The following is a 23,746-nucleotide window of genomic DNA, read 5'->3' on the forward strand; positions in this document are numbered from 1 at the left end:
GATTGGAGTAACATATGAAAACTATTAAAGATTATGGCATGGGAATTGGCCTCTCAATTGTCATCTGCGGACTTGCGTATTTAGGCGCCCAATTTATTCCTAAAATTGGAGCAGCAACACTTGCCATCCTACTGGGTATCGCTTTGGGAAACACGTTGTTTAAACAAAATATATGGGAGCGCGGAACAGGTTTTACTGAAAAACGTTTCTTAGAGGTGTCAATTGTATTACTTGGCCTCTCGGTAACAACTCAGACCTTGATTGATCTTGGAATTAATGCATTCCTCTTTGTTGTAATCTTGATGGCATTAACACTAGCATTTGTTTATGTTTTAGCACAGAAAATGGGATTCAGTAAAAACTTCGCCATACTCATGGCAAGTGGGAATGCAGTCTGCGGTTCAAGCGCCATTGCATCTGTAGCTCCGAGCATTCAGGCTTCACGTGATGATAAAGGTTCTTCAATTACGATTACCAATCTATTGGGAACCATCTTAATGCTTGGTTTACCAATCATTGCGACGACCCTTTTTACCACTGATACACAAATTGGTGCTCTTCTTGGAGGAACCATTCAATCCGTTGGACAAGTAGCCGGTGCTGCAAGCAGTATTAGCAAGCCTGTCTTCGAGTATGCTATGATTTTCAAAATAATTCGTGTCTTATTGCTTGTCTTTGTGGTTTTACTTTGGGGCTTTGTTGCTGGTAAAGATGCACCAGCGGATTCCCAAAAAGTTGAACGCAAATTCTCACAATTTGTTCCATGGTATATTCTTGGATTTATCGTCGTATGTATTTTAAATTCAATGGCCCTGGTCCCAAGCGAAATTGCACAACCGCTCAGTAATGTCAGCACCTTTTTAGAAGTTTCTGCACTTGCAGCTATCGGACTGCGTCTGAATATACGCGTTCTTATCCAAAGCGGTCGTCAATTGATCCTGCTAGCAGTCGCAATTGGTATTTTTCAAATCCTTGCAGCTTCGGCACTGATTGCTATCCTTCTTTAAATTAATAACAAAAACACACACCTTGCTCCAAAACAAGGTGTGTGTTTTTAGTATTGAAGTTGTGCCATAATTGTTGTTAGACGATCATGCATTGGTACATCATAAGGACTGTGCCCTGCAGCATCAACAATGTGCAGCTCACTTCCCGATAAAGCCTCGTGAAGCTCATAAGCGGCACTCACTCGACAATCTACATCATAACGACCATGAACAATATAGGTTGGAATGTGTGCAATCTGCGCACTGTGATTCAGAATAGTATTGTCATCGTTCCAAAACATTTTATTTGCGAAAAAGTGACATTCTAATGTCGCAAGGCTAATATCTGCATCAGTGATAGGGTCTGTTTGCACAGAAAGATCTGGCACAAGACGTACCAGAGAGCCTTCCCATCGGGACCAGGCAAAAGCAGCACTCCGTTTTAGCTCAACATCATCTCCTGTGAATATTTCATAGTAGGCACTCACAAGGTCTTGACGTTTTGATGGTTCGATCATCTTTTTAAACCCTTTGTGTTCTACTGGGTAGAAATATGAAGCACCCTCTTGATATAACCATGCGACATCTTCTTCACGACCTAAGAAAATCCCTCTTAAAACCAATGCTTTTACCGCATCTGGATATGCAATTGCATAGAGCAAAGCAAGGGTTGAACCATAACTACCGCCAAATACTGTCCATTTTGATATCCCCAAAGTATGTGCAATGTGTGCGATATCTGCTACACCTGCTTGAGGTGTATTATTTTCTAATGTTGCGAACGGTTTTGAGTTCCCACAACCCCGTTGATCAAACGCGATGACAAACCACTCATTTAAATCAAAAAACGAAAATGAAGCCTCTGAGATTCGTCCACCTGGACCACCATGCAAAAAGATAACTGCAGGTTTCTCAGGGTTTCCCTTTATATAAACTGCTAATTCGTGACCATCCTCAGTTGTAATATATTGTGTTGGTTCCATAAATTCTCCTTCATAAAATTATTGTAGCACATTCTTAGATTAATACGGCTTATCGCCAACGAATCAAGCGCATTTCAAGATAATCAATAAAGATAAAGACGAGTAATCCAAAAATACTAAGCAAAAGAATACCAGCGTACATATCTTTATATTGAACCATCATCCACGAATTCATGATGGTATACCCCATACCATAAGTTGTCGCATAGTTCTCAGCAAAAAATAGAACCGCAATACTCATTCCAAATGCATTTCTACAAGCAGTCAGAATATTAGGAAGTATAGCAGGTAAGTATACGTTCATAAACATACTATTTTTCGGTACTTTCATAATTTTTGCAGCTTTAAGAATGTCATTATCAATCGCTTCAACTGCATCCACTGTCGCAATAATAAATTGAAATATAATGATGGTTACAATTAATAAAATCTTAGAAAAGTCTTTAATGCCAAAAAGAAGCATAAAAACTGGTAAAAAGGCTATTTTAGGAATTGGATACATCGTATAGACTAACGGATTAAGAATCTTCTTAACCGATGGTACAACACCCATCAAAAGACCAATTAATACACCTACAATCAATGCGACACTCATACTGATTAGAATTCGATAACCACTCACCAGAAGATGAGGAACAAATTTATTGAAATCCCGCATCGATATCATGATGATTGTGTTCGGATTGGGAAACAATGTTGTTTGAAATATGACGTGAAAGAGCCACGCCACTGCATAGATAAACAATCCCGAAGCAAAAATATACTTAACGTGTTTTCGCATCAAATAAACCTCGCAATTCTAGACAGACTTCATAGAAACGAATATCATGACGGGCTTCTTCTAAATCATAAATTGGGTTATCAAACTCGTGCACAATTTCTCCCTGATCCATAATCAAAATCCGTTTACCAAGGAAAATTGCTTCCTCGATATTATGCGTTACAATGATTTGAGTCATATTTTTTTGTAATGATTTGAGGATTGCCTGGATTGTTTCTGCATGTTGTGTATCCAGTGATGATGTTGCTTCATCCACAAGCAATAAATCAGGGTGGATACTGAGTGCTCGTGCAATCGCAACCCGTTGTTTTTGCCCTCCCGAAAGTTGACTAGGATAACGATCCAAATAAGGTTGAATTCCTAAGTCATTACTTTGTTGTTGGGCTTCTGTTTCAATGTCTCTGTTCGGATAAGCACGCATCGCCAACATGATGTTTTGTTTCACAGTCAACCATGGCATTAACCCAAAATTTTGAAATATCATGGCGGGGCGCTGTGCTGTAACTTCTAGCAATCCTTCATCTGTTTTTACAATATGTCCTATTAAATTTAGAAGTGTTGTCTTCCCACACCCGGATTTTCCGAGCAATACAATTGCTTCTCCATACGCCACTTGAAGATTTATATTTTTAAGCACAGGTTCTTGATTATAGGCGAAATTTAACTTTTGAATTGAAATCATTGGACAAACTGTGCATCTACCATGCTGTCATAATCCACAGTTACAATCGTGTTAAGCACGTTTTGACTCCATGACGCAAGTTTCTCTAAATATTCTTTAGATGGTACGCGAACGGCTTGATATTGTGGCAATACAATGTCCTGTTCAATCTCTGGTTTTAAACCGAGACGATTAACTAAAATTGATCGTACGCCGGCATCATCATTTGCCATTGCAGTCACAGCTTGATTATATCCTAGATGAAATGCTTGGATCGCATCGTGTTTCTCCGCAATTGCTTTATCAGTAAATACAATGACATTGGGGCTGAAATTATCATTAACTTCTATTTTTGTTTTCGTAAGACCATTCAAAACTCCCATGGATGCCACGGGTTCTGGTATAACCGCAACATCAACATTGCCCGAACCAATCATCTCTAATCGTGCAGGAATATCATTGATGTATATCTTTTCAACATTTTTGCCAGCTAACGCTTGATCTGTCAAATAGTTTGTCACACTCACTTCCATCAATGCTGCTTTTAAGTGCTCAGCATCCAAACGATTTGGGTCTTTGGTCAAAAGTAAAAAACTAGTATCCGTAGACAGGGTGATTTTCATATGAAAACCTGCATTAACATTCTGCATCAATGCAATAACGTCCGTTAACGCGCCATCAATTTGGTGGCTTTGAAGCGCACTTTGACGTTCAATGGCATTCTGGTAGATATCAACATTAACTTCTAAATTTAATCCATCAAAGATTCCATTTTCTTGAGCATAGAGAATGGGTGCGGCGTCAACTGCCGGCATCATTCCCAAGTTTAAAACTACAGTTTCTTGTTTTTTCGCACTGCATCCTCCTAGAATGATTGCGAATGCTACAACAACTCCTAAAATGACTGTTTTTTTCATAAGTTCCCTCTTTCCCTTTTAGTTTACGCGAAATCACTCAAATATAAAGCCTCTACGGCATATCGGCACCGATTTCTAATACTAATAAAATTTAGTTCGTTTCGTTTTGATAACGGCTTGACGAAATGCGAAGTAATCCTCACAAAGTTATCCCCCTTACTTCTGTTTCATCGATTTAACATAACGGCGATGTTGATACTGACGTATCCATGACATACGATTATATTTTACTAAAGAGCGTTTCATTCGCCGCATGTCTCTTCGACTTAAAATACGTTTTCGTTTTGTGAGTACTTTCGGTAGGTTTTTCAGTAAAACAGTGTTACACGCATCGGTTTTCAGTGTACTCTGGGGATGGGTAAAAACAATATAGGACTCAACAGTATTCAGATGAAAAAATTGCCGTAACGCATCACGATGGTAGTCATTTTGAATTTGCGGATTCCGAAATTGTGTAGTCGTACCATTTTGATACTGACGATTCCATGAAGAAGCCTCTTTTTTTCCTTGAATTGCCCCAGTATAATGCTTCACTTCGAAGATATATACACCAAACTTAGAAATCGATAGAACATCAATTTCTCGGATTCCCCGATCGTTTGCGATGGGAACATACGTTCGCATAAATGTAGCTCCAGCAAGAATTCGCTGGACTTCAGCAAAAACAGCATATTCAGCACGGATACTGGAATCTTTATGCTTTTTATAAAGTATTCTATATTTTAGATTACGCAGAAAGTTTGTCAAAGTTGCCTCCGATATTAGTTTTGTTTCTTTATTATAGATTAAATGGTGAGAAGACTCCACCTCGCAAAATTCGAAGTCTCGATTTTTTTTCATCAATTCAAATTCCTGTTTGAAATTTAATACACAACTTGTTAGAATATAAACATTACGCTTTTCTTTCGTATAAACAGGAGGTTCTTATGAACTTAGAAAATTTTACAGTCAATGATTTAGATGGCTACATTGCTCTCGCATCCGAGTTTCACAGTGGTCCTGCATCCTTTACACCACCGAACATCTCTGTCTTTACTCGTAACTTTGAATATATCTTAAACAGTTCGGATGCTTATGGATGGTTTATTAAAGTTGATGGTACTATTGCCGGGTATGTTTTATGCTCTCGAATGTTTTCAACAGAAATTGGAGCACCACAACTATGGATCGAGGAATTGAGTATCTTAGATTCTCATCAAGGACAAGGTCTTGGATCTGCAGTACTTGATCAGCTTCAAGATATGTTCCCAAATGTACAACGGTTCCGACTTGAGGTTGCACCTGCAAATGAATCTGCAAAACGCTTATACAAACGTAAAGGTTATGACTTCATTGCCTACGAACAAATGATTATCGATCGTAAATAAACTCCCTTGGGAGTTTTTTTGTTACATCATTGTAAGGATTTCGTTATTGATATCGATGGCAGTTATGCTACAAATTGGTATGGTAACTACGTGAGGTGTTCTATGAAACGAAAACTCGTTGCCCTATTCTTTTTTATGATTATCTGTTACAGCATTATTTACAGCGCAATTCAGTTAGTCTTAATTTTCTCATAAAAAAACAGCCCTTTCACTAGAAAGGGTTGTTTTGAGCAGCCAATTGATTAATAAATGCAAGTTGCAATTCTTGATTTGTAATTTCTTGAGCCGCAATGTCAAGTATTGTCTCTATTTTCACTTCTTTTTTTGAAGCCTTTGTTTTATTATTTTTTGATAAATCTAATGTCATGAATGTCATGGTGTATCCCTCCGATTATAATGTATTGCTGAGTGCTGTATAGAAACTCTCAACTTGGTCTTTATCAAGATTTGCACTGTCCGCAATATCAAACAATGTCATTTCAGGTTGTGGTGTAGCTGGTTTCTTACCAGCAAGTTTTGTGATAAGTGTTGATGTTAAAGTTACGATGGTCATAATGTTTCTCCTTGTGGTATGAATTACCTTTTGTATACATAGTATACCTCGAGCGAATCTTACGAGCCATCGAACTTAATGACACCTGCCTTACAGGTTTGTCATTTAATTTACATAAAAACTTGCTTTCTGCGCAGACTGCGTTATAATAGTACAAAATAAAGCGATGACGAGGATATGTTTCGTTGGGAACTGCTATTAGCGAGATGACAGATGGTGAAAGGTCATTAAGTAAGCCCACTGCAAATAACCCCTCTGAGCAATTTTCCTGAACGTTGAACTAGGGAAAATCGGGTGTAGTCCGTTATCTTACTACACGATTTGATAGAATCGTAAAGTGATCATAATTATGATAATTTGGGTGGTACCGCGGAACACAGCATTTCGTCCCTTTGGGATATAATGCTGTTTTTTTATACCAAGGAGGACCTAAGATGTCATTACATTCGCTTAAATCATTACATACTTTAGAACATGGGACGCCTGTTCACGTTGCGGGATGGGTGCGTACAACACGCCAATCTCGTTCTATTCTCTTTATCGAGATCCATGATGGATCACAGTTTGCTACGACTCAATGTGTTATCGACGCAGATCATTCACAGTATCCCGTAGTTTCCAAACTTACAATTGGGAGCAGTGTTCGAATCCGCGGTCGATTGAAAACTGGGCTTGCAGGCAAACATACGCACGAAATTGCAATTGATTCCATTATCATTGAAGGCATGGCTGCCAGTGATTACCCACTACAAAAGAAACGGCACAGTTTTGAGTTTCTCCGAACGATTCCGCACCTTCGCCCACGTTCCAACACTTTTTATGCTGTGTTTAAAACACGTTCAATCCTCACACAAGGGATGCACAAATACTTAGAATCTCAAGATGTCACTTATATACAAGCACCGGCTATCACAACAACTGATGCTGAAGGTGATGGGGATGTTTTCCGAATCAGTACCTTAGACCCTACGCAACCGCATAAAGACTTCAAAGACGATATCTTTAAACAAGAAGCCTTTTTAAACGTCACAGGTCAAATTCATATTGAACCATTCATCCAAGCATTCCAAAGAGTATATACTTTTGGACCATCTTTTCGTGCAGAGAAGTCAAATACATCTCGACATGTATCTGAATTTTGGCAGGTGGAACCGGAGTTGGCTTACGTTGATCTTATTGGATTAATGGATTTCATTGAATCAATGTCTAACGCAATGATTCAATATGTTCTTGATCACGCCTCAGAAGAACTGGCTTTCTTTGACGAATTTATCGAGAAAGGACTTATCAAGAAATTACAGCAAACAGTATCTGAACCCTACGGACGAATTTCGTACTCACAAGCAATCCAATTACTTCTTGATTCAGATCATGCTTTTACAGTTAATCCAACTTGGGAAACCGGACTCCAAAGCGAACATGAACATTATCTAACCGATGTCATCTTTAAAAAACCAGTATTCGTTACAGATTATCCAAAAGATCAGAAAGCCTTTTATATGAAGCTCAACGACGATCACGTTACAGTCGCAGCCACTGACCTACTTTTCCCTAAAATTGGAGAAATAGTAGGTGCTAGCGAACGTGAGACACGTCTTGACGTATTGCAAGAGCGTATCAAAGCCCATGGTCTTGATGAACAGTTGTACACATGGTATCTTGACACACGCCGTTATGGAACAGTGGAGCACAGTGGGTTCGGACTTGGAATCGAACGTTTTATGCGTTACATCACCGGTATGGATAACATCCGTGATGTAATTCCCTATCCACGAACACCGGGTTCTGCAGATTTCTAATCATAAAACCGCCGATTATCATGTGTAATCAGCGGTTTCTTTTTATTTTAATGCTTAATCATGCGGTATCCGACACCTACATGCGTTTGTAAATATTGAAGGTCTGGATCATACTTTTCAAGTTTCTTTCGTAACGTAGTCACAAATACTCTTAAGGCAGGAATATTATCTGAATATAAACCCCATACTTCCTTTAGAATCATATGATAGGTTAGTACCTTACCCACATTTTCAATCATCAACAATAACAGTTTAAACTCCGTCGGGGTTACGTGTACATCTTGACCATGGATTTGAACTGTACTCGCATCGCTGTCAATCACAAGATTACCATTTCGAAATTGAGTTGATTGTGTATCGGATATATGGAGGCGACGATGCGCAACTCGAATTCGAGCCATTAGTTCCTCTGGTTCAAAAGGTTTAGTGATATAATCATCAGCCCCCTCATCCAAAGCCCCTATCTTATCATCTACCTCAGCACGCGCACTCACAACAATAATGGGCGCGAGTGATTGTTTTCGAATCTCTTGTACCACCCAAACACCATCACGATCTGGAAGTCCTAAATCCAAAATAACGATTTCTGGATTATTGGCATTAAAAAGTTGAACACCTTCCTGAGCCGTATTTGCAACATAAGCTGGATACGCTTCAAGCTTAAGTGTATTCAGAATCAGATTTTGAATAATTGGATCGTCTTCAACGATTAATATGTGCGGTTTCATCAATAATATACCTCCTTAAACTAACTGAAAAACGAACACCCTGCGGTTCAACATCACTAACGGTGATACTTCCGCCATGAGCCTTCACAATTTCATTAACAAGATACAATCCTAACCCCATACCACGGCGACTGTCTTGATTTTGCGTATAGAACATCTCAAAAAGATGTTTCTTGTCGGCAATTCCTGGTCCTTCGTCCTCAAAATGAATCGTCACCATTTCCAAGTCTTTGTTATCGATACGAATACGGATTTGTGTTCCTTCTGGTGTATACTTTAATGCATTATCAATTAAATTGGTAAAGACTTGGATCATAAGTTTTGAGTCTACATTGACAAGTACGACATCTTCCGCATCATCCACAAGAATGGTGTGGTGCTTTGCTTTTCCTGAAACGCGGTGCACACTTTCAGCAATTAAATCTTCAAGCACTTCTCCTTCAAATTGAATAATTAGGTTATCATTATCAATTTTTGTCATCGCAAGAATATTCTCAATTAAATCCATGAGCCAAATTCCATCATTTTTAATATCAGTATAAATTCGATTAATCTCACCATCATCAAGGCTTCCATGTTGAAGTAAATCTACGTTGCCCAAGATCGTTGTAAGTGGTGTTCTTAAGTCATGTGAAATTGTTCGAAGGATTGTCGATCGCAGTTTCTCCTGTTCAATCACTAAAGCATCGTGGTGTTGTTGGGCATCCAATGCAGCTTTTTCTAGTGCAATGCCACCCTCGTTAATTAATGAAACCAGAAGATTTCGTAAAAATGGATCAATATTTTGATGATCATTATGAACCGCTAACACAGCCACAACTTTATCTGTTGAGCGAATTGCCATATAGGCCATTTGGCTTTCGGACATTGTATCTGTTGAGGCACCCGCACGTTTGTTATTTATGTAAACCCATTGCGCAACATTCCGTTCATCTTCAGACAATAATTCATGATGAATATAATCAGGACTTAAGTCGCTATATACCGTCGGAATGAGTTGTTTACTTTCTGGTGTATAAATAATAACCGTTGTGTTTAAGAGTTTTTTTACTTGGTGACCCATAGCGTCAACTATTTCGCTATAGCTCGATGCTTTTTGCAAGCGAAGACTGGTTTCAAGAAGCACATCAGTACGATATGCTTTTTTCGCTGATTGAAGATCACGTGCTTTCAATTTTGTTGTCAGCGTGCTACTTACAAACGCTGCAACGAACATGAATACAAATGTGAAAGGATAACCCGAATCATCCGCTTGTAATGAAAATTGTGGTTTCGTAAAGAAATAGTTAAACACGAGCACTGATATCACAGATGCAATAGAAGACCAAATGCGTCCTTCAGTTAACATTGCAATTGCGAGAACACCTAACAGATACACAACAATAATATTAGATTCATTAAAACCAAGATAGGCAAAGAGTCCGCCAACTAAAGTGACTCCAAAAATAACTAACAAAGCTTTAAATCCATCGTTCCAATGAAAGACTTCTTTCTGTAAAGTTGACTCCCTTTTTAAATAATATGAAGTGCTTTGGTCTGGAATGACGTAAATATCTATGGTTGGAACCGTTTCTGAGAGTTGGTCAATAATACCGGGACCCCGAAACCTTCCTCGTTTACGAACAGTTCGCCCAATCACGATTTTTGTTACTTGACTTAAGCGCGCATATTCAGAAATTTGAAGTGCAATATCATCTCCATAAAGCATCGTAACCTGTGCACCTAAAGCTTCTGCCAACTTTATATTTTGATGGAGTTGAAACTGAGCATCGTGATTTAATTGTTTCGTTTCATTCTCTACGTATACTGCTGTAAAACTAGCATGGAATGCTTCAGCCATACGACTCGCAGTTCGTATAACTTTTTCGTTTGTGGGTGATGTCGAAAGACAGATTAAGATGTGTTCTTTCGTAGTGTAGGATGCGGTCTTGTAACTACTGTGATGAATTTGATCAGCTGCTTTACGAAGTGCTATTTCACGCAAAGCAATAAGATTTTCTTCCGTAAAGATTTCTTTAGGAAATAAAACACCTTGTTCCTCGTCAGTATCTTCTATATTTGAAACCCGGAGCAATAAGTCTTTGGGCGAAATATCAATGAGCTCAATGGTATCCGCTGAGTCAAAAATAACATCAGGAACCCGCTCATCAACCCGTTTACCTGTAATTGACTCCACAAAATCATGCAAACTATCAATATTTTTGATGTTAATGGTTGTATATACATTAATGCCATTTCTTAGCAACTCTTCTATGTCCTGATATCTTTTTTTATGTCGCATTCCTGGTGCATTATCATGAGCCAACTCATCAATCACTATTGTATTGGGTTTTCGTTGAAGTGCTCCATCCAAATCAAACTCTAAGCATATTTGACTTTCATTTTTGTATGTTTTATACGGCATAGTCTCAAGGGTTGTTGCTTGTGCTAGGGTCGTTTTACTTTGATTGGGTGTCATATACCCAATCACAATGTCTACACCTTCATTTTTTAGGGTCTTCGCTTCATCAAGCATTGCATATGTTTTTCCAACGCCTTTTGCGTATCCTAAGAATATTTTTAGTTTACCGCGCTTCATTTCATCGCCTCACCCTCATGTTTGTCGTATTATTTTTTAAAAGTATATGTAACCATTCCATTTTCAAGGGTTGTAGCCTTCATGATATATTCGTAACGGTCTGAATCAAATGATTCAAAAAGAGGAATGCCTCTGCCCAAGAAGACAGGAATGACTGTAATGATATATGTATCGATAAGATTTTTCTCAATTAAAGGTTGAATGACACCGTTCCCTCCAACAATCCAGATATTCCCTTCTGTCGCTTCTTGAATCTTCGGCAATGCAACGTCAACCTGTTCGTTGAGGAATGTCATTGAATCAGTATTCGTAGTTGGTTGATGCGTAAATATGTATGATTGAACATCTTTGTACGGATAATTGTCAACAGCAAGCTCTGTCGTAATTTGCTTATATGTCTTATTTCCCATAACAACGGCACCTATCGTGTCGTAAAATTGCGTGTATTGAGATGATGGAGCGAATGGAACACGGTCTAAATCTAGCCAATCAATTGCTCCAGTTTCTGTCGCAATGTATCCATCAATACTCACGGCGATGTATAAAATTGTTTCTTGCATAATCAACCCTCCATTGCTTCTATTATACAAAAAAAGAAGTGATGAATCACTTCTTTTAATTATGCGATAGACGTTTCTCAATTGAACCCAACAAGAGATCAGAAAGAATGGCCATAAGCGCAGTTGGTATTGCTCCTGCCCATACAATTGCACTCCCGTTTGAAACATTGATACCGCGGGTTATAATATCACCCAGACCACCGGCACCAATAAAGGTTCCAATTGCAGTTATTCCAATCGCAACCACCAGTGCATTTCGAATGCCTCCGATGATAATCGATACAGCTAAAGGTAACTCAACTTTGTAAAGAATTTGCCATTGGGTCATTCCCATTCCTTTAGCAACGTCTAGCAGTTGGTCATCAACATTTAGAACACCTGTGTAAGTGTTTTTTACAATCGGTAACAAAGAATACAAAAAGACTGTCACAACGACTGTATTGGGTCCAAGTCCCATTCCAATCATTAAGATTGATAACATCGCAAGGGAGGGAATTGTCTGAATGATATTTCCCAAACGAATCACCCAAGGTGCTAGTTTTCGATGCCGAGCAATAAAGAATCCCAAGGGAATGGCTAGGAGTGAAGCAAATAGTACGCCGTATATGGATATTAGAAAGTGTCGAAGAAATTGTTGGAAAACAATTCCGCCGTTCGCAATGTAGTATTCAATTATTTCCTGAATCATCTATTCCCCCTCCTTTTCATTCAAAAACTTGTAGTCAGAACGTTGTATCAACGGTTTAACAGTTTTATCTTCAAAATAGTTATGTTCTTCTAAGAACTCACGAGCAACTACTTTGGGTTCGATTTTACCTTCATCAGATTTTTGATTCAATTGTTGCATCGTTTCTTGTGGGATAGCACCTTCAAGTTTAAGCATAATTGTCTCAAGTTCTGGATATTGTTCGAGTACAGTGCGTGATAACACTGGACTTGCATCATACGGCGGAAATAGATTCTTATCATCTTCAAGTACAACCAAGTCATAGCCATCGATACGGCCATCTGTGGAGTAACCCAACACCACGTCCATTTCATTTACTTGAACGGCGTTATAAACTAGGCCAATCTCCATTGGGTACATTGTGCCAAAATCAAAACCATATTGAGTCTTAAAGTCAGCGTAACCATCGCCTTTGCGATCCATCCATGATGCGTCAACCCCTGCACGCAATGATGGAGCGAGTTCTTCTAGTTGGCTAACTTTTGTAATGCTATGCGTTTCTGAAAATTCGCGTGTTACCATAAATGCATAGGAATTTGCGAAACCATATGATGGGAACCAAACCATATCAAACCGTTCAAAGTACCCTTCACGAACTTGTTTGAGTGCATCCTGCGGATCCCTTGATGCCGGAAGTCCTAACTCGCCTGTTAGCGAGGTTCCCGTATACATAGCTCCCGAAATATTTGCATCTTTACGGCTCATCGCTTGATATATGAGAAGGGTTGATCCGAGATTATTGATAAGGGATACGCGTGTTTCTGGTAAGTAGTGTTGTGTCATTTGACTGACAATTTCAGAAAGAATCTGCCGTTCAGTAGTATTACCACCAGCGATCACAATGTCATTATTACGGGCACTTCCACCTAAACCCGGAAGTGAACATCCTGTAAGAATCATAAGTGCTACTAATGTTGTGATTATTTTTTTCATGTTATGCCCCCTCTCTAAGTTCTGAACCGGTTTGAGGCGATAGCTTCATTTCTACTTTCTCAAGTAGTAAATCAACAATGAATGCAAGAATCATAATTGGTAGCGTTCCGGCAATGATAAGGTTGAAATCAAAATTATTCAGACCACTAAAAATAAAGTCCCCTAATCCGCCAGCGCCAATGTAAGATGCCAATGTTGTCCACGCCAATACATAGGTTGCTGATAAACGAACACCTGCCATAATTACCGATAATGCGAGCGGAAGTTGTACTTTGAAAATTTGTTGTAGGGTATTCATTCCCATACCTTTGGATGCATCCACGATGCCTGGATTAACACCATCCATCCCTAGAACAGTATTTCTAAGAATAGGCAGTAATGAATAGATGCAAAGTGCAACGATTGCAGGAACACGTCCTACACCCATTATTGGCACAATCATCGCCAACAATGCAAGCGACGGAATCGTCTGTAAAACAGATGCGATTGAAATTGTAAATTGAGCGAGTTTCTTATTTCGGCTTACAATAACCCCTAAAGGAATCGCAATTAAGCACCCAAGCAATAGTGCGGCGGTACTAATCAATAAGTGTTCGCCAATCTTCGAAAGAATCATGGGACCATTTTCAATAAAAAACATTAAGCAGCACCACCATTCTGAGCAACAGCTGAAGATGCTTTGTCCGATAATTCATCGTCTATTACTTCAAGGTCTTCATGCGGTTCGTAGTCTTTCCAGAATGCATCATAGACTGCCCCTACTACTGCCGCACGTGTCACAATTCCAACGAGCTTACCATCGCTATCGACAACAGAAATATTTCGATGCCCTAATTCTTGAATGTAGTAAATAGCATCTCGAATAGTCGTCGTATTATGGATATATGTCACTTGCTTCATGATAGTTTGAACAGCATCTTCGCGATTGTTTCGACGCATCAGTGCGCGGATATCTACTCTACCAATTAGAACATTTTCATCATCAACAACTAAAATATCGTCAACACGTGTTTGTTGCATGTGACGCACTGTTTCAGCAATAGAAACTGATGCATTTACTTTAATAGGCTTAATCATTAATTGTTCAACTGAGTTGTACTCAAATGTCGCTTGATGTAAACGATCTTCACCCACTAAGCTGCGCACAAAGTCATTGGCCGGATTCGTTAAGATGTCTTTGGGTGATCCTTGTTGAACAACCTTCCCATGATCCATAACTACTATCTTATCTGACAATGCTAATGCTTCATCCATATCATGAGTTACGAATATTATGGTCTTATTCATATCACGTTGTAATTGCTTAACCAGTCTTTGCAGAGCATCTCGCGTAATTGGATCTAAAGCCCCAAATGGTTCATCCATTAGAATTATATCTTGATCTGCTGCTAGCGCTCTAATAACCCCAACACGTTGTTGCATACCGCCACTAAGTTCAGATGGATAAGCATCCAGTAGTTCCATCGGTAAATCGACGCGTTTCATCAATGTTTCGGCTTTTTCACGCATTGTTGTTTCGTCCCATTTCAGTAATTTTGGGACCATAACAATGTTTTCATAAATACTCATATGTGGCATCAAACCAATTTGCTGGATGACATATCCTATTTTTCTACGTAATGCTACCTCATTGGTTTTTTGAATATCTTCTCCATCAATGAGAATCGTCCCCCTGCTTGGGTCGATCATACGGTTAATCATTCGCATGGTCGTTGTTTTACCACTACCCGATGTTCCGATAAAGCACACAAATGACCCCGTATCAATTTTTATATCTACGTTATCGACCGCCTTTTTACTACCGTATGTCTTTGTCACATTTTTAAATTCTATCATCATAAATCCCCTTCCAGTCTTCTGTACCCAATGTTACAAATCTGTGAATTGTGGAATTACTTGAAAATAAAACACCCTCAAAATGTAAATAAAAAGAACATAATTTACATGTTCTTTGATTGTATGATTTGTAAAACACTGAATACTAATGGAGTAAGTATACCATTTTTAGAGTTCAATCTCAAAAAACGAGGGTTAAATGGTCTTTACGTGCGCCTTCTAATAATCAATATGACCGCTTTAATCCTAGGCCTTAGACAGACTGAAAAAAATTGTTAAAATTTGTTAACTTTTCATTTAGATGGGTGATTAGCGACGAAATCCACCTTCACTTGCAATCACTTCGCCAGTGATCCATTGCGCTTTTGTATCCATTAACATTGAAACTAAATTTGCAACATCCTGAGGTATTCCCCATCGTTTTAATGGGAATAGATCTCGAACTGCTTCATAATCAGAACCTGTTGCATAACCTGTATCCGTTGGTCCTGGATTGATGGCATTAATTTGAATGTTTGAGTCCATCAAAAGGCGTGCGGTTTGCCTTACGATGGTTATTATGGCATCTTTTGAAATTGCGTAGGATAGCTCATCCTTCATAAGTCCCAAGTATTGTCCACTTGTAAACATTACAATTGATGACTGCCTATCTGACTTTTTTTGCTTAGTAAATGCTTGGATTAATTTGAGACCACTCACTACATTTACATCAAAATGCATTTTCATTTCTTCAGCCGTAATATCATCAAACGTCTCAGGCTTGGAATAAGCATGACATTGAACAAGACCTTGAATTTCTCCAAATTTTGAATTTGCTTCATGAATTAGTCGTTCAGCATTATCAGAATTTGAAAGGTCACTTGAAGATACCATATCAACATCATAACCTTGTTCTTGAAGTGACTTAACAAACAATTCAGTAAATGTCTGAGATGCATCGCGGTATCCACCAACTAAACTGTCAAATGGTGAAAACCCATGAACAATAACACGGTGACCATCTGCTAAAAGTTGGCGCACGACCGACGGACCAATACTCTCTTGTCTGCTAACTCCAGTTACTATTATTTGCTTCATAGAATCTCCTTTGTTAACTACCACGTTTGCGGAAGACGTTCAAGCGCGCGCTCAAAATCGATAATAAATTGCGATTCGCCAAGCGTATTAATTTTAAATAGTTTTGCCTGGCTTCCGCCGGTTGAAATTGCAACTAAATCAATAGTTGGTCCATTTTGTGAAATAACCAGTGTTAGAGAAATGCGATTACTTCCAACCATACTATAGCGTTCGAATCCTAGAAGATATGTATGTTCATTGATCATAATATCTTCTTCTTGTGTTATTGACATGCTTAGTGCACGTGTCATCTTTTGAACGGACTCTTTAAACGCTACTAAATCACCACTTGTTTGAAATCTGAAATTAGCCATGGTTATCGTTCCTTTCTATTTAAAGAAAAATGGAATTCCCGCTAGGACATACATAATCATGAAGAATAATGCATGAAACACGACAAATAATATACAGTTTTTCCATTCTCCTGGTTGTTTAAAATGATTTTTCAATTTAGTAAAAAATGATTTGATATGGATTACATCCCATGAGTTGAATCGTATTGAACGACCCAAATAGACACCGATTGCAACTAATAGATTCAAAACTAGTGCAGTCAACAAAAATATTGATTGATGGGCCTTTGTTACAGTACTGGGATCATAGAAAACTAAAATCATTACTTGGATCATTACAATATTAACTAAAGTATTCACAATTCCTGACATAGCAAATGCCATCACTGAAATAATATCATACCATATCGGTACTTTATCACCATCAATATCACGATGCGTCAAATTTAATTCGGTAATAAGATATCCTGAGTTTGGCAGTGCCAACAGCCACACGAACAAACCCATGATTGCTGTGAACATTCCAGCATAACGGATAAATGCAATACCCGAATACGAAGCAATGATTGCAGCCAAGAGGAAAATAATTGTATCTACAACAAGAATCGCAAACGGCAATAATGATAGTTTAAAATTCCAAATCATCGGTTTGAACAATGAGACTCCATATATTCGTGGTCTAAGTTTAATCGTAGTATACGCAAATATGTTGAGTAAAACAGCCGACAGAATTAAGCTTGATACGCCCATATAAGATCCCCCTTACACGTAAAGTTATGAACTTATTGTATCATATTATTTCGTTTACTTTAATTGTATCGTAACTGTGAATTTCGAGAACTTTAACCCTTCACATTAATTGACTTTAAGAAAATATCCAGATATGTTTCATCATTTTCTATGAAATGAATGAGGAGTGGCTCTACCGCTGTAGTTACATGGTGTTTAGAAATCAATTCTTCAAGCTTGTTCGATTGAATTCTTACCTTGTACCGATACGATGTATTACCATCTTGAGTTGTTATGGTTGGAGATTCTTCAATTAAAGTAACTGAGCCCTTTATAAGTTCGTGATTTAATTGCTTGTTTCCAATAATTGAGAACTTAATCTGCTGCTTGTTACTAATTTTGGAGCGATTGTGGCTCTCTACAAATGTTTCAATAAATGATTCTGTGTTCGTTCCATCAGTAATTTCCCCAAACATCTGTTGTGCCTGGAATTCAGCTCCAGTCGTAATTGGTTGATATATGTGGAGAATACCATTTTCAGGTGCTTTAACGGATTGTTGTTCCATTTCTTTTTCGAGCGCCCTCCGTTTCAAAATTAAACTCTCTGTTTCATTCATTATCTGTGTTTTGGCATGACCTGATTCAGACAAAAGCTGATAGTATACGCTTTCACCTTGAGTAAAGCTTTCGCTTTGTTGTTGCAACGTTTCCACTTCATTTTGAATCTGCTCTTTTTCCTCAAGGGTGTTACTTGCCATTGTGTTCAATTGGATCTTCTTCGAGTCTATCTTGTCTTTAATAGCTTGCTTTTGATCTTTTTCTTGTTTTATTGTATTCAAAAAATATGCCACTTTGCCATAATACTCGAGTTGATATTCGCTTTGACTTAAGTGATTAAACTTTTGCTGTAAACTCGTAATAAACAGATTTACTGCCTCATGTCGCTTATCTAAGTTTCGTATTTGTTCTTCAATTAGATCAACACTATTAATATGAGATGTTGTATCGCCTTCCAAAATTTTTACTCCTTTTTCAACGTAGTCACCATTTTTATAATGAATTGACTTAACTTTGAGAGGGTTGTTCACAGATAGAATCTGACGATTCGATGTTGTGATATACCCTTGAGTAGTAAGGACTTTTGTAGGTTGTACAGTTGCAGCTGCAAAATAACCCGATAAAGCAATAACAATCAAAATTACGATAAGAAATACCGTCATCCCCCTTGGCGTTTGCATTAGTTGGATTCGTGAGTTTAATGCCCTTATTTGTTTTTTGGTAGACATATTACAAACCATCAACCTTTTGATTTTCAACAAGAGTTGCGTATCCTTGATGTATCTGAAGCAATTGATGATGTGTTCCAGTCCCGGAAATTGTTCCATTTTCCATAAAACAAACGATATCACAATGAATTATGGGCAAAATTTGATGCGAAATTATAAACATTGTCCTTTCTCTATTTTGTTGCATTAAGTACTCGCAAACAGATTTTTGATGCTGACTGTCAAGATTTGCGGTCGGTTCATCAAGAATATATATGTCATGATTATGAATGAGTGTTCTAATTAATGTGATGATTTGCTGTTCACCTCCGGATAAGTTTGATGCATTTTCAAAAAGGACTGTGTTTAGTTTTTGAGGCATCGAATCAAAAATATCTTTGACTCCAAGTTGATGGATCAAGTATTGAATCGACTCGACCGGAACTGCACGACCACAGCAAATGTTCTCCAAAATCGTTCCTTGGAAGAGTTGTGGCTTTTGTGGCATGTACCCAATTTTTACAGTCTCTAAATCATCTACTTCGCCAAAACTATTATTCGCTATAGACACAGTCCCAGTCGTCGGTCTAACTAAACCTGCCAGCACTTTACTAAAAGTGCTTTTCCCAGAACCCGATAGCCCTACAAGAGCGACTCTTGAACCTTTAATGACATTTAAATTTAAATCTTTTAATACTTCTTTATGTTTTTGTTTCAGACCAATTTCTTCTATTTTTATATATGCATCTGCCATGTGCATATTATGGCTTTCATAGTCTGCAGCATCCTCAGACAACGATGCAATTTCATCAAAACGCTCAAATGCGATTTTCGCCTCAACCCATCGCATTTGTAAATCAATAAAATTTTGAATTGGTCCCATGAAATATTGGCTTAACGTCTGAAAGACTAGTAGATCACCAATTTTCAATGATCCATCCATAATCATGAAAGCTCCAAGCATTAGAAAAATAATACCACTACTTTCATTAATGCATCCAAGAAACAACTGTTGTAGTGTTCCCATCGCATGTTCTTTATGGGAAAGATACGTAAGTTTTTCATAACACTTCTCAAAACGATTGATTGCGTACTTATCAACTTTCATCGATTTAATAGTTTCAATATTCTGTAATGACTCTATCATGACTGAATTTACCTGACCTTGAGCATTAACTTGTTGTTGATTAATACGTTGGTATGGTCCTTTAAAGAAATAGATCAACAAAACATTAATCAAGATGATTAAAACTAATGCCCCAAATAATTTTGGATTCGTGTTTGTCATAAGCAAAAGTGCAATTGTGCCAATTATCACATCGACGACCACACTGATGGTCACAGTTCCCAGCGTATTAATAACACTGATGATATCTTGAAACCGTGTGAGTAAATCACCGTTTTGTCTTTGAACTATTGACTGTAAAGGAATTTTTAAAAGGTGCTCGAAAAAATTCAAAATAGTTGGCACCTCAATCCGACGCATAAAATAATACATTCCCATACTACGATATGCTCTTAAAATGGATTGAAATATTGTACATACTATATAAATAATTCCATAGACAGGAAGTGAGTTTTTCAAATCATACGGAATAATAGAGTCCATCACCAATTTTGGAAAAGTACTGGAAAACAAGCCTAAGATACTCATTACTATTGACGATACAATCAACAAAATAACCGCTGATATATTTGGTCTTATAAGGGAGCGCATAAATGTATAAATTGTCGTTTGTTCATGATAGATACGTGACTGATCTGATGCCGAAATTAGAAAGAGCGCGTTTCCTGAGAATATCGCTTCTAATGTATCTTTAGATACTTTTCTAATACTCTTGTCTCTGGGGTCAGAAATTATGAATTTATTTCGACGTGTCATTGCATGAACTACGATGTAGTGTTCCGCAGCATTTTCCAAGTAAACATGAATGAGAATCGGATAGGTCAAGCGTGGGGTTAATTCGCTAATTTGTGTTCGAATCATACATGTTGTGAAGCCAAGTGATTTAAAATACTCAGAAATGAGATTTAGCTGGGTTCCAGTTCCATCAGTCTCTACTGCCTCCTTAATATCTCCATAACTAACACAAACATGATATGATTTCAGAATTGTACTTACAGCAGCAACGCCACAATCGCAAGACTCATGTTGCTGCGTGTGCTTAAAACGTTTAAACATACTTCACCTCTTCTATAGGTTAAAGTATGTGCTAATCTTAGATTCTCCTAACCTAAAAAAAAACAGCCCGAGGGCTGTTAGTCTTTAGTTGTGTGAATGATAACTTTAAATGTTTTACCGTGAGTATTGATTATATTGATGAGGTATTGCATGAGCAGTAAGAGCCAACTAAATGCGATCACAAAAGCCATGAGTTCAAACGCTGTAAGTGAGAAGTAGTGGACTCCTAAGAATAGAATACACACAATTACCAAGACACCTCCAAGAATATACGAAAGTCGTAAGAATTCTTTAGATACACTTGGTAATAACCATTTAATGGCAATTATCAGAATAATAAAGAGATAAACAAGATAGCCAGCAACGCGATTGTGCATATTCTGATAGAAAACACTGTCATTGTATGGGAAGAACCCAACACCGCCAAGGCATATTGCAGTTGCGATCAAAAGAAGTTTTAAAATCAACAAGTTTTTTGATTTTCCGAGCACTTCATACAAGAGCACGAAAACATAGTCAATCAATGCAATCATTAAAAATGCAGACAAAATGAGCGTTAAGTTAAATTGCCAACTACGTGTCGCTTCAGGAGTTCCCAGGAAACTAAAGTTGTACAACCACCATTGTTGGTCACGGTTCGTGATCATAGCAACACCAACACCACCAAGAATAATCGTGATTAACGAGCGAATCATTACCGTTGGTGTAATACTCAAGGCTGTATGAATCATTAAGTAGTTCACAACCCCAATAACAATTCCACCCATCAAGGATGAAGTATAGACATCAAAGGTCGCTCCAGAAAATAATTCACCAATGATCCAAAACCCAAACAATAATGAGACAACGAGTAGTAATGTAAAGGAAATCAATACCACGGGGTAGTTCCGCCAAAAAATTTGACTCGATAGATGCCCCATCTGGTTATTCTTATTTTTAGTAAAGAAATATGTAAAATTCACGACACCTGTTAAAACACCCGTTATAATAACGACACTCGCAATTGACTTCATCCCCACCAAAGGAATTTGATGATATGGCATAAACACGATTGCCATCGCCACCATCGCGAGTACTGATGCTACGACTACAGGAATCAATGGTACCGTAACCTTTTTGGCTAAACTATCTAACTGATATAATAAACCGGTATCGGTCAGTGTAACCGTAACTTCTTGTCCATCGACAAATTCGACAGTTTCCCGTAATGCTTCTGGAATTGGTAATCCCAAGTTTTTTTCTTTCATGGAAGAATCCCCCTATGTTTTTATAATACGATATTTTCAAATATATTTATATCAGTACCTTCACTATTTTTATTAATTTACTAATAATTCAAGACAATTCTACGCCTAACATCCTATTTTACATGAATAAGTGTGTTATTATGAATGTAAGGAGGTACTATTATGACTTACATCAAACCACAAGATGTTGGAGGAAGTGCAACAAACGTCCGAGTTCTTTACGATGGTGGTGCAGACGGATATGCTGTTGCAATCATAAATTGGAAAGGCTCAGATGTCTACGCAATGCGATGGAATGGTGATGATAACAAACCAGGAGGTTTTCCGCTTTTTGGAAAAACATCGCTTTGGTTTGTTATCCCTGAAGAAATTGCCTTAGAAGGAATCAAAGGCATTATTGGCAAAGTCTACAAATAGAACCGCGTTCCTAAGCACACGAATCAGTCGTGTGCTTTTTCTATGTGTGCATCCATAAACTGAACCACACGTTGTGCATATTCAAACCCTTTATTTTCATATGAATCAGCATGGTCTGTATCTGCAACAATCCATAATTCTTTAGGACCACGTGTTGCTTCAAATAGTTCATAGACCATTGATGTTGGTACAAAGGTATCGGCATCCCCGTGAATGAACAGAATTGGTTTTACATTGTTGTTTAGTTGATTAATCGCACTCGCTTCATAAAAATTATATCCTACCTTCATTTCTGTCAATAAACTTGTAACAGGGATCATCGGGAACGCGGGTAAACTGTACATGTCACTGAGTTGAAATGACAATTCCGCATCAACAGAACTATAACCACAATCTTCAACAATCACCTTTACATTAGTTGGAAGATCAGATTCTCCACTTGCCATCATTACTGTCGAAGCACCCATACTCAATCCATAGAGTCCAATTTGTTGCTGTGAACCCAATCGATTTACGATTTCCTGTGTCCACTGAACAACATCCCGCCGTTCAGGCCAGCCAAACCCAATATATGCCCCCTCACTCTCACCATGACCTCGTGCATCAGCTGCAAGCACGTTGTACCCCGCATCATGGAACATTTTTATATACTGTGTCATAGTTGACGTACTATTTCCATAACCATGCGCGACAAAGATTGTTGAATTCGTTGCTTCAGTGGCAGCAATATATGTTGCTGACAACAATAAACCATTGTCTGATGTAATTTTCCATGTTTCTAAATCTTTTGATGCAAACCATGCGTTCGCTTCACGCCATACATCGGACGTTTCTGAATCAATAAAAGATTTGGGACCAATCTTGATTGCTTGTGCAAAAAAATACTCACCAGCACCCCATAGTACGAGGCAAAACATTAATATAACAGAGCTTACTATCGTTATTTTCTTTTTCATAATTCCTCCAATAGTTTGATTATCAAAATAATATTTAGAATATCATTCAAAACGCAACTTGTAAAGTCTATTTAATCGTAAGTGTTCGTTCATCACAAGCGCTATTAAACACATCCTATTTTTGTTATGATT

At 38.0% G+C, this 23,746-nt stretch carries 25 protein-coding genes and 1 other annotated feature; of the genes, 4 read left to right on the top strand and 21 right to left on the bottom strand.

From position 1 onward, the window contains the following. Nucleotides 1–14 precede the first annotated feature (14 nt). Nucleotides 15–1,007, top strand: a complete 993-nt coding sequence (locus GVV20_RS01470) for a YeiH family protein (protein ID WP_159741385.1) — start codon at nt 15–17, stop codon at nt 1,005–1,007. 47 nt (nt 1,008–1,054) lie between these two features. Here the strand turns inward: GVV20_RS01470 and pip are convergent, their stop codons facing one another. From pip to GVV20_RS01495, 5 genes are all read right to left on the bottom strand, one after another. Next, the gene (gene pip / locus GVV20_RS01475; RefSeq protein WP_159741384.1) at nt 1,055–1,969 is read right to left on the bottom strand and encodes a prolyl aminopeptidase; all 915 of its coding nucleotides are present in this window, start codon (nt 1,967–1,969) and stop codon (nt 1,055–1,057) included. Between the two features lie 49 nt (nt 1,970–2,018). Beyond that, nucleotides 2,019–2,750: an ABC transporter permease gene (locus GVV20_RS01480; RefSeq protein ID WP_159741383.1), complete on the bottom strand. Its 732-nt coding sequence runs from the start codon at nt 2,748–2,750 to the stop codon at nt 2,019–2,021. Further along, a complete protein-coding gene (locus GVV20_RS01485; RefSeq protein ID WP_159741382.1) occupies nt 2,734–3,432 on the bottom strand; it encodes an ABC transporter ATP-binding protein in 699 nt (232 codons plus the stop codon). The genes GVV20_RS01480 and GVV20_RS01485 overlap by 17 nt, the downstream gene beginning before the upstream one ends. Continuing rightward, nucleotides 3,429–4,328 carry an ABC transporter substrate-binding protein gene (locus GVV20_RS01490; protein ID WP_159741381.1) on the bottom strand — a complete coding sequence of 300 codons (900 nt, stop codon included), beginning with the start codon at nt 4,326–4,328 and terminating at the stop codon, nt 3,429–3,431. Before GVV20_RS01490 ends, GVV20_RS01485 begins: the two co-directional genes overlap by 4 nt. A 156-nt stretch (nt 4,329–4,484) precedes the next feature. Beyond that, nucleotides 4,485–5,075: a nuclease-related domain-containing protein gene (locus GVV20_RS01495; RefSeq protein ID WP_159741380.1), complete on the bottom strand. Its 591-nt coding sequence runs from the start codon at nt 5,073–5,075 to the stop codon at nt 4,485–4,487. 179 nt (nt 5,076–5,254) lie between these two features. Here GVV20_RS01495 and GVV20_RS01500 point away from each other — a divergent pair, with 179 nt between their 5' ends. Then, on the top strand, nt 5,255–5,695 hold the full coding sequence (locus GVV20_RS01500; RefSeq protein ID WP_159741379.1) for a GNAT family N-acetyltransferase: 441 nt from the start codon (nt 5,255–5,257) through the stop codon (nt 5,693–5,695). A 211-nt stretch (nt 5,696–5,906) separates the two neighbouring features. Here GVV20_RS01500 and GVV20_RS01505 read toward each other — a convergent pair whose 3' ends face one another. Together GVV20_RS01505 and GVV20_RS01510 are read right to left on the bottom strand one after the other, a co-directional pair. Continuing rightward, nucleotides 5,907–6,071 (bottom strand): hypothetical protein, encoded by a 165-nt coding sequence (locus tag GVV20_RS01505; RefSeq protein WP_159741378.1) that lies wholly within the window; start codon nt 6,069–6,071, stop codon nt 5,907–5,909. Nucleotides 6,072–6,086: 15 nt separating this feature from the next. After that, complete coding sequence (locus GVV20_RS01510; protein WP_159741377.1) at nt 6,087–6,248, bottom strand: hypothetical protein; 162 nt, start codon at nt 6,246–6,248, stop codon at nt 6,087–6,089. A 157-nt stretch (nt 6,249–6,405) separates the two neighbouring features. Beyond that, nucleotides 6,406–6,643 (top strand) — a binding site (T-box leader). A 39-nt stretch (nt 6,644–6,682) separates the two neighbouring features. Between GVV20_RS01510 and asnS the strand changes: the two genes are divergently transcribed. Next, on the top strand, nt 6,683–8,047 hold the full coding sequence (asnS, locus tag GVV20_RS01515) for an asparagine--tRNA ligase (RefSeq protein ID WP_159740781.1): 1,365 nt from the start codon (nt 6,683–6,685) through the stop codon (nt 8,045–8,047). Between the two features lie 47 nt (nt 8,048–8,094). On the opposite strand, the gene GVV20_RS01520 is transcribed toward asnS, so the two are convergent. From GVV20_RS01520 to GVV20_RS01580, 13 genes are all read right to left on the bottom strand, one after another. Continuing rightward, complete coding sequence (locus GVV20_RS01520; RefSeq protein ID WP_159740780.1) at nt 8,095–8,775, bottom strand: response regulator transcription factor; 681 nt, start codon at nt 8,773–8,775, stop codon at nt 8,095–8,097. Continuing rightward, a complete protein-coding gene (locus GVV20_RS01525) occupies nt 8,750–11,353 on the bottom strand; it encodes a sensor histidine kinase (protein ID WP_159740779.1) in 2,604 nt (867 codons plus the stop codon). Before GVV20_RS01525 ends, GVV20_RS01520 begins: the two co-directional genes overlap by 26 nt. A gap of 29 nt (nt 11,354–11,382) precedes the next feature. Beyond that, nucleotides 11,383–11,913: a dihydrofolate reductase family protein gene (locus GVV20_RS01530; protein WP_159740778.1), complete on the bottom strand. Its 531-nt coding sequence runs from the start codon at nt 11,911–11,913 to the stop codon at nt 11,383–11,385. 55 nt (nt 11,914–11,968) lie between these two features. Next, nucleotides 11,969–12,601: an ABC transporter permease gene (locus GVV20_RS01535; protein WP_159740777.1), complete on the bottom strand. Its 633-nt coding sequence runs from the start codon at nt 12,599–12,601 to the stop codon at nt 11,969–11,971. Further along, complete coding sequence (locus GVV20_RS01540; protein ID WP_159740776.1) at nt 12,602–13,573, bottom strand: glycine betaine ABC transporter substrate-binding protein; 972 nt, start codon at nt 13,571–13,573, stop codon at nt 12,602–12,604. 1 nt (nt 13,574) lies between these two features. Continuing rightward, nucleotides 13,575–14,213 (bottom strand): ABC transporter permease, encoded by a 639-nt coding sequence (locus GVV20_RS01545; protein WP_159740775.1) that lies wholly within the window; start codon nt 14,211–14,213, stop codon nt 13,575–13,577. Continuing rightward, nucleotides 14,213–15,409 carry an ABC transporter ATP-binding protein gene (locus GVV20_RS01550; protein WP_159740783.1) on the bottom strand — a complete coding sequence of 399 codons (1,197 nt, stop codon included), beginning with the start codon at nt 15,407–15,409 and terminating at the stop codon, nt 14,213–14,215. Before GVV20_RS01550 ends, GVV20_RS01545 begins: the two co-directional genes overlap by 1 nt. Before the next feature lie 309 nt (nt 15,410–15,718). Further along, on the bottom strand, nt 15,719–16,486 hold the full coding sequence (locus GVV20_RS01555; RefSeq protein WP_159740774.1) for an SDR family oxidoreductase: 768 nt from the start codon (nt 16,484–16,486) through the stop codon (nt 15,719–15,721). Nucleotides 16,487–16,503: 17 nt separating this feature from the next. After that, nucleotides 16,504–16,839: a DUF6054 family protein gene (locus tag GVV20_RS01560; RefSeq protein WP_159740773.1), complete on the bottom strand. Its 336-nt coding sequence runs from the start codon at nt 16,837–16,839 to the stop codon at nt 16,504–16,506. A 15-nt stretch (nt 16,840–16,854) separates the two neighbouring features. After that, on the bottom strand, nt 16,855–17,568 hold the full coding sequence (locus tag GVV20_RS01565) for a DUF1361 domain-containing protein (RefSeq protein WP_159740772.1): 714 nt from the start codon (nt 17,566–17,568) through the stop codon (nt 16,855–16,857). A 92-nt stretch (nt 17,569–17,660) separates the two neighbouring features. Further along, a complete protein-coding gene (locus tag GVV20_RS01570) occupies nt 17,661–18,767 on the bottom strand; it encodes an HlyD family secretion protein (RefSeq protein WP_159740771.1) in 1,107 nt (368 codons plus the stop codon). 67 nt (nt 18,768–18,834) lie between these two features. Continuing rightward, a complete protein-coding gene (locus tag GVV20_RS01575) occupies nt 18,835–20,994 on the bottom strand; it encodes a peptidase domain-containing ABC transporter (protein ID WP_159740770.1) in 2,160 nt (719 codons plus the stop codon). A gap of 77 nt (nt 20,995–21,071) precedes the next feature. Further along, nucleotides 21,072–22,241 carry a DUF998 domain-containing protein gene (locus tag GVV20_RS01580; protein ID WP_159740769.1) on the bottom strand — a complete coding sequence of 390 codons (1,170 nt, stop codon included), beginning with the start codon at nt 22,239–22,241 and terminating at the stop codon, nt 21,072–21,074. Between the two features lie 162 nt (nt 22,242–22,403). Here GVV20_RS01580 and GVV20_RS01585 point away from each other — a divergent pair, with 162 nt between their 5' ends. Next, the gene (locus GVV20_RS01585) at nt 22,404–22,658 is read left to right on the top strand and encodes a hypothetical protein (RefSeq protein WP_159740768.1); all 255 of its coding nucleotides are present in this window, start codon (nt 22,404–22,406) and stop codon (nt 22,656–22,658) included. 23 nt (nt 22,659–22,681) lie between these two features. Here the strand turns inward: GVV20_RS01585 and GVV20_RS01590 are convergent, their stop codons facing one another. Further along, nucleotides 22,682–23,614, bottom strand: coding sequence for an alpha/beta hydrolase (locus GVV20_RS01590; protein WP_159740767.1), 933 nt, complete (start codon nt 23,612–23,614; stop codon nt 22,682–22,684). Nucleotides 23,615–23,746 lie beyond the last annotated feature (132 nt).

This window comes from Erysipelothrix aquatica, from assembly GCF_009828775.2.
GTDB lineage: Bacteria > Bacillota_I > Bacilli_A > Erysipelotrichales > Erysipelotrichaceae > Erysipelothrix > Erysipelothrix aquatica.

Coding starts and splice junctions, on each gene's coding strand:
- GVV20_RS01470 (WP_159741385.1), top strand. CDS start 15: ATGAAAACTATTAAAGATTATGGCATGGGAATTGGCCTCTCAATTGTC.
- pip (WP_159741384.1), bottom strand. CDS start 1,969: ATGGAACCAACACAATATATTACAACTGAGGATGGTCACGAATTAGCA.
- GVV20_RS01480 (WP_159741383.1), bottom strand. CDS start 2,750: ATGCGAAAACACGTTAAGTATATTTTTGCTTCGGGATTGTTTATCTAT.
- GVV20_RS01485 (WP_159741382.1), bottom strand. CDS start 3,432: ATGATTTCAATTCAAAAGTTAAATTTCGCCTATAATCAAGAACCTGTG.
- GVV20_RS01490 (WP_159741381.1), bottom strand. CDS start 4,328: ATGAAAAAAACAGTCATTTTAGGAGTTGTTGTAGCATTCGCAATCATT.
- GVV20_RS01500 (WP_159741379.1), top strand. CDS start 5,255: ATGAACTTAGAAAATTTTACAGTCAATGATTTAGATGGCTACATTGCT.
- GVV20_RS01505 (WP_159741378.1), bottom strand. CDS start 6,071: ATGACATTCATGACATTAGATTTATCAAAAAATAATAAAACAAAGGCT.
- GVV20_RS01510 (WP_159741377.1), bottom strand. CDS start 6,248: ATGACCATCGTAACTTTAACATCAACACTTATCACAAAACTTGCTGGT.
- asnS (WP_159740781.1), top strand. CDS start 6,683: ATGTCATTACATTCGCTTAAATCATTACATACTTTAGAACATGGGACG.
- GVV20_RS01520 (WP_159740780.1), bottom strand. CDS start 8,775: ATGAAACCGCACATATTAATCGTTGAAGACGATCCAATTATTCAAAAT.
- GVV20_RS01525 (WP_159740779.1), bottom strand. CDS start 11,353: ATGAAGCGCGGTAAACTAAAAATATTCTTAGGATACGCAAAAGGCGTT.
- GVV20_RS01530 (WP_159740778.1), bottom strand. CDS start 11,913: ATGCAAGAAACAATTTTATACATCGCCGTGAGTATTGATGGATACATT.
- GVV20_RS01535 (WP_159740777.1), bottom strand. CDS start 12,601: ATGATTCAGGAAATAATTGAATACTACATTGCGAACGGCGGAATTGTT.
- GVV20_RS01540 (WP_159740776.1), bottom strand. CDS start 13,573: ATGAAAAAAATAATCACAACATTAGTAGCACTTATGATTCTTACAGGA.
- GVV20_RS01545 (WP_159740775.1), bottom strand. CDS start 14,213: ATGTTTTTTATTGAAAATGGTCCCATGATTCTTTCGAAGATTGGCGAA.
- GVV20_RS01550 (WP_159740783.1), bottom strand. CDS start 15,409: ATGATAGAATTTAAAAATGTGACAAAGACATACGGTAGTAAAAAGGCG.
- GVV20_RS01555 (WP_159740774.1), bottom strand. CDS start 16,486: ATGAAGCAAATAATAGTAACTGGAGTTAGCAGACAAGAGAGTATTGGT.
- GVV20_RS01560 (WP_159740773.1), bottom strand. CDS start 16,839: ATGGCTAATTTCAGATTTCAAACAAGTGGTGATTTAGTAGCGTTTAAA.
- GVV20_RS01565 (WP_159740772.1), bottom strand. CDS start 17,568: ATGGGCGTATCAAGCTTAATTCTGTCGGCTGTTTTACTCAACATATTT.
- GVV20_RS01570 (WP_159740771.1), bottom strand. CDS start 18,767: ATGACGGTATTTCTTATCGTAATTTTGATTGTTATTGCTTTATCGGGT.
- GVV20_RS01575 (WP_159740770.1), bottom strand. CDS start 20,994: ATGTTTAAACGTTTTAAGCACACGCAGCAACATGAGTCTTGCGATTGT.
- GVV20_RS01580 (WP_159740769.1), bottom strand. CDS start 22,241: ATGAAAGAAAAAAACTTGGGATTACCAATTCCAGAAGCATTACGGGAA.
- GVV20_RS01585 (WP_159740768.1), top strand. CDS start 22,404: ATGACTTACATCAAACCACAAGATGTTGGAGGAAGTGCAACAAACGTC.
- GVV20_RS01590 (WP_159740767.1), bottom strand. CDS start 23,614: ATGAAAAAGAAAATAACGATAGTAAGCTCTGTTATATTAATGTTTTGC.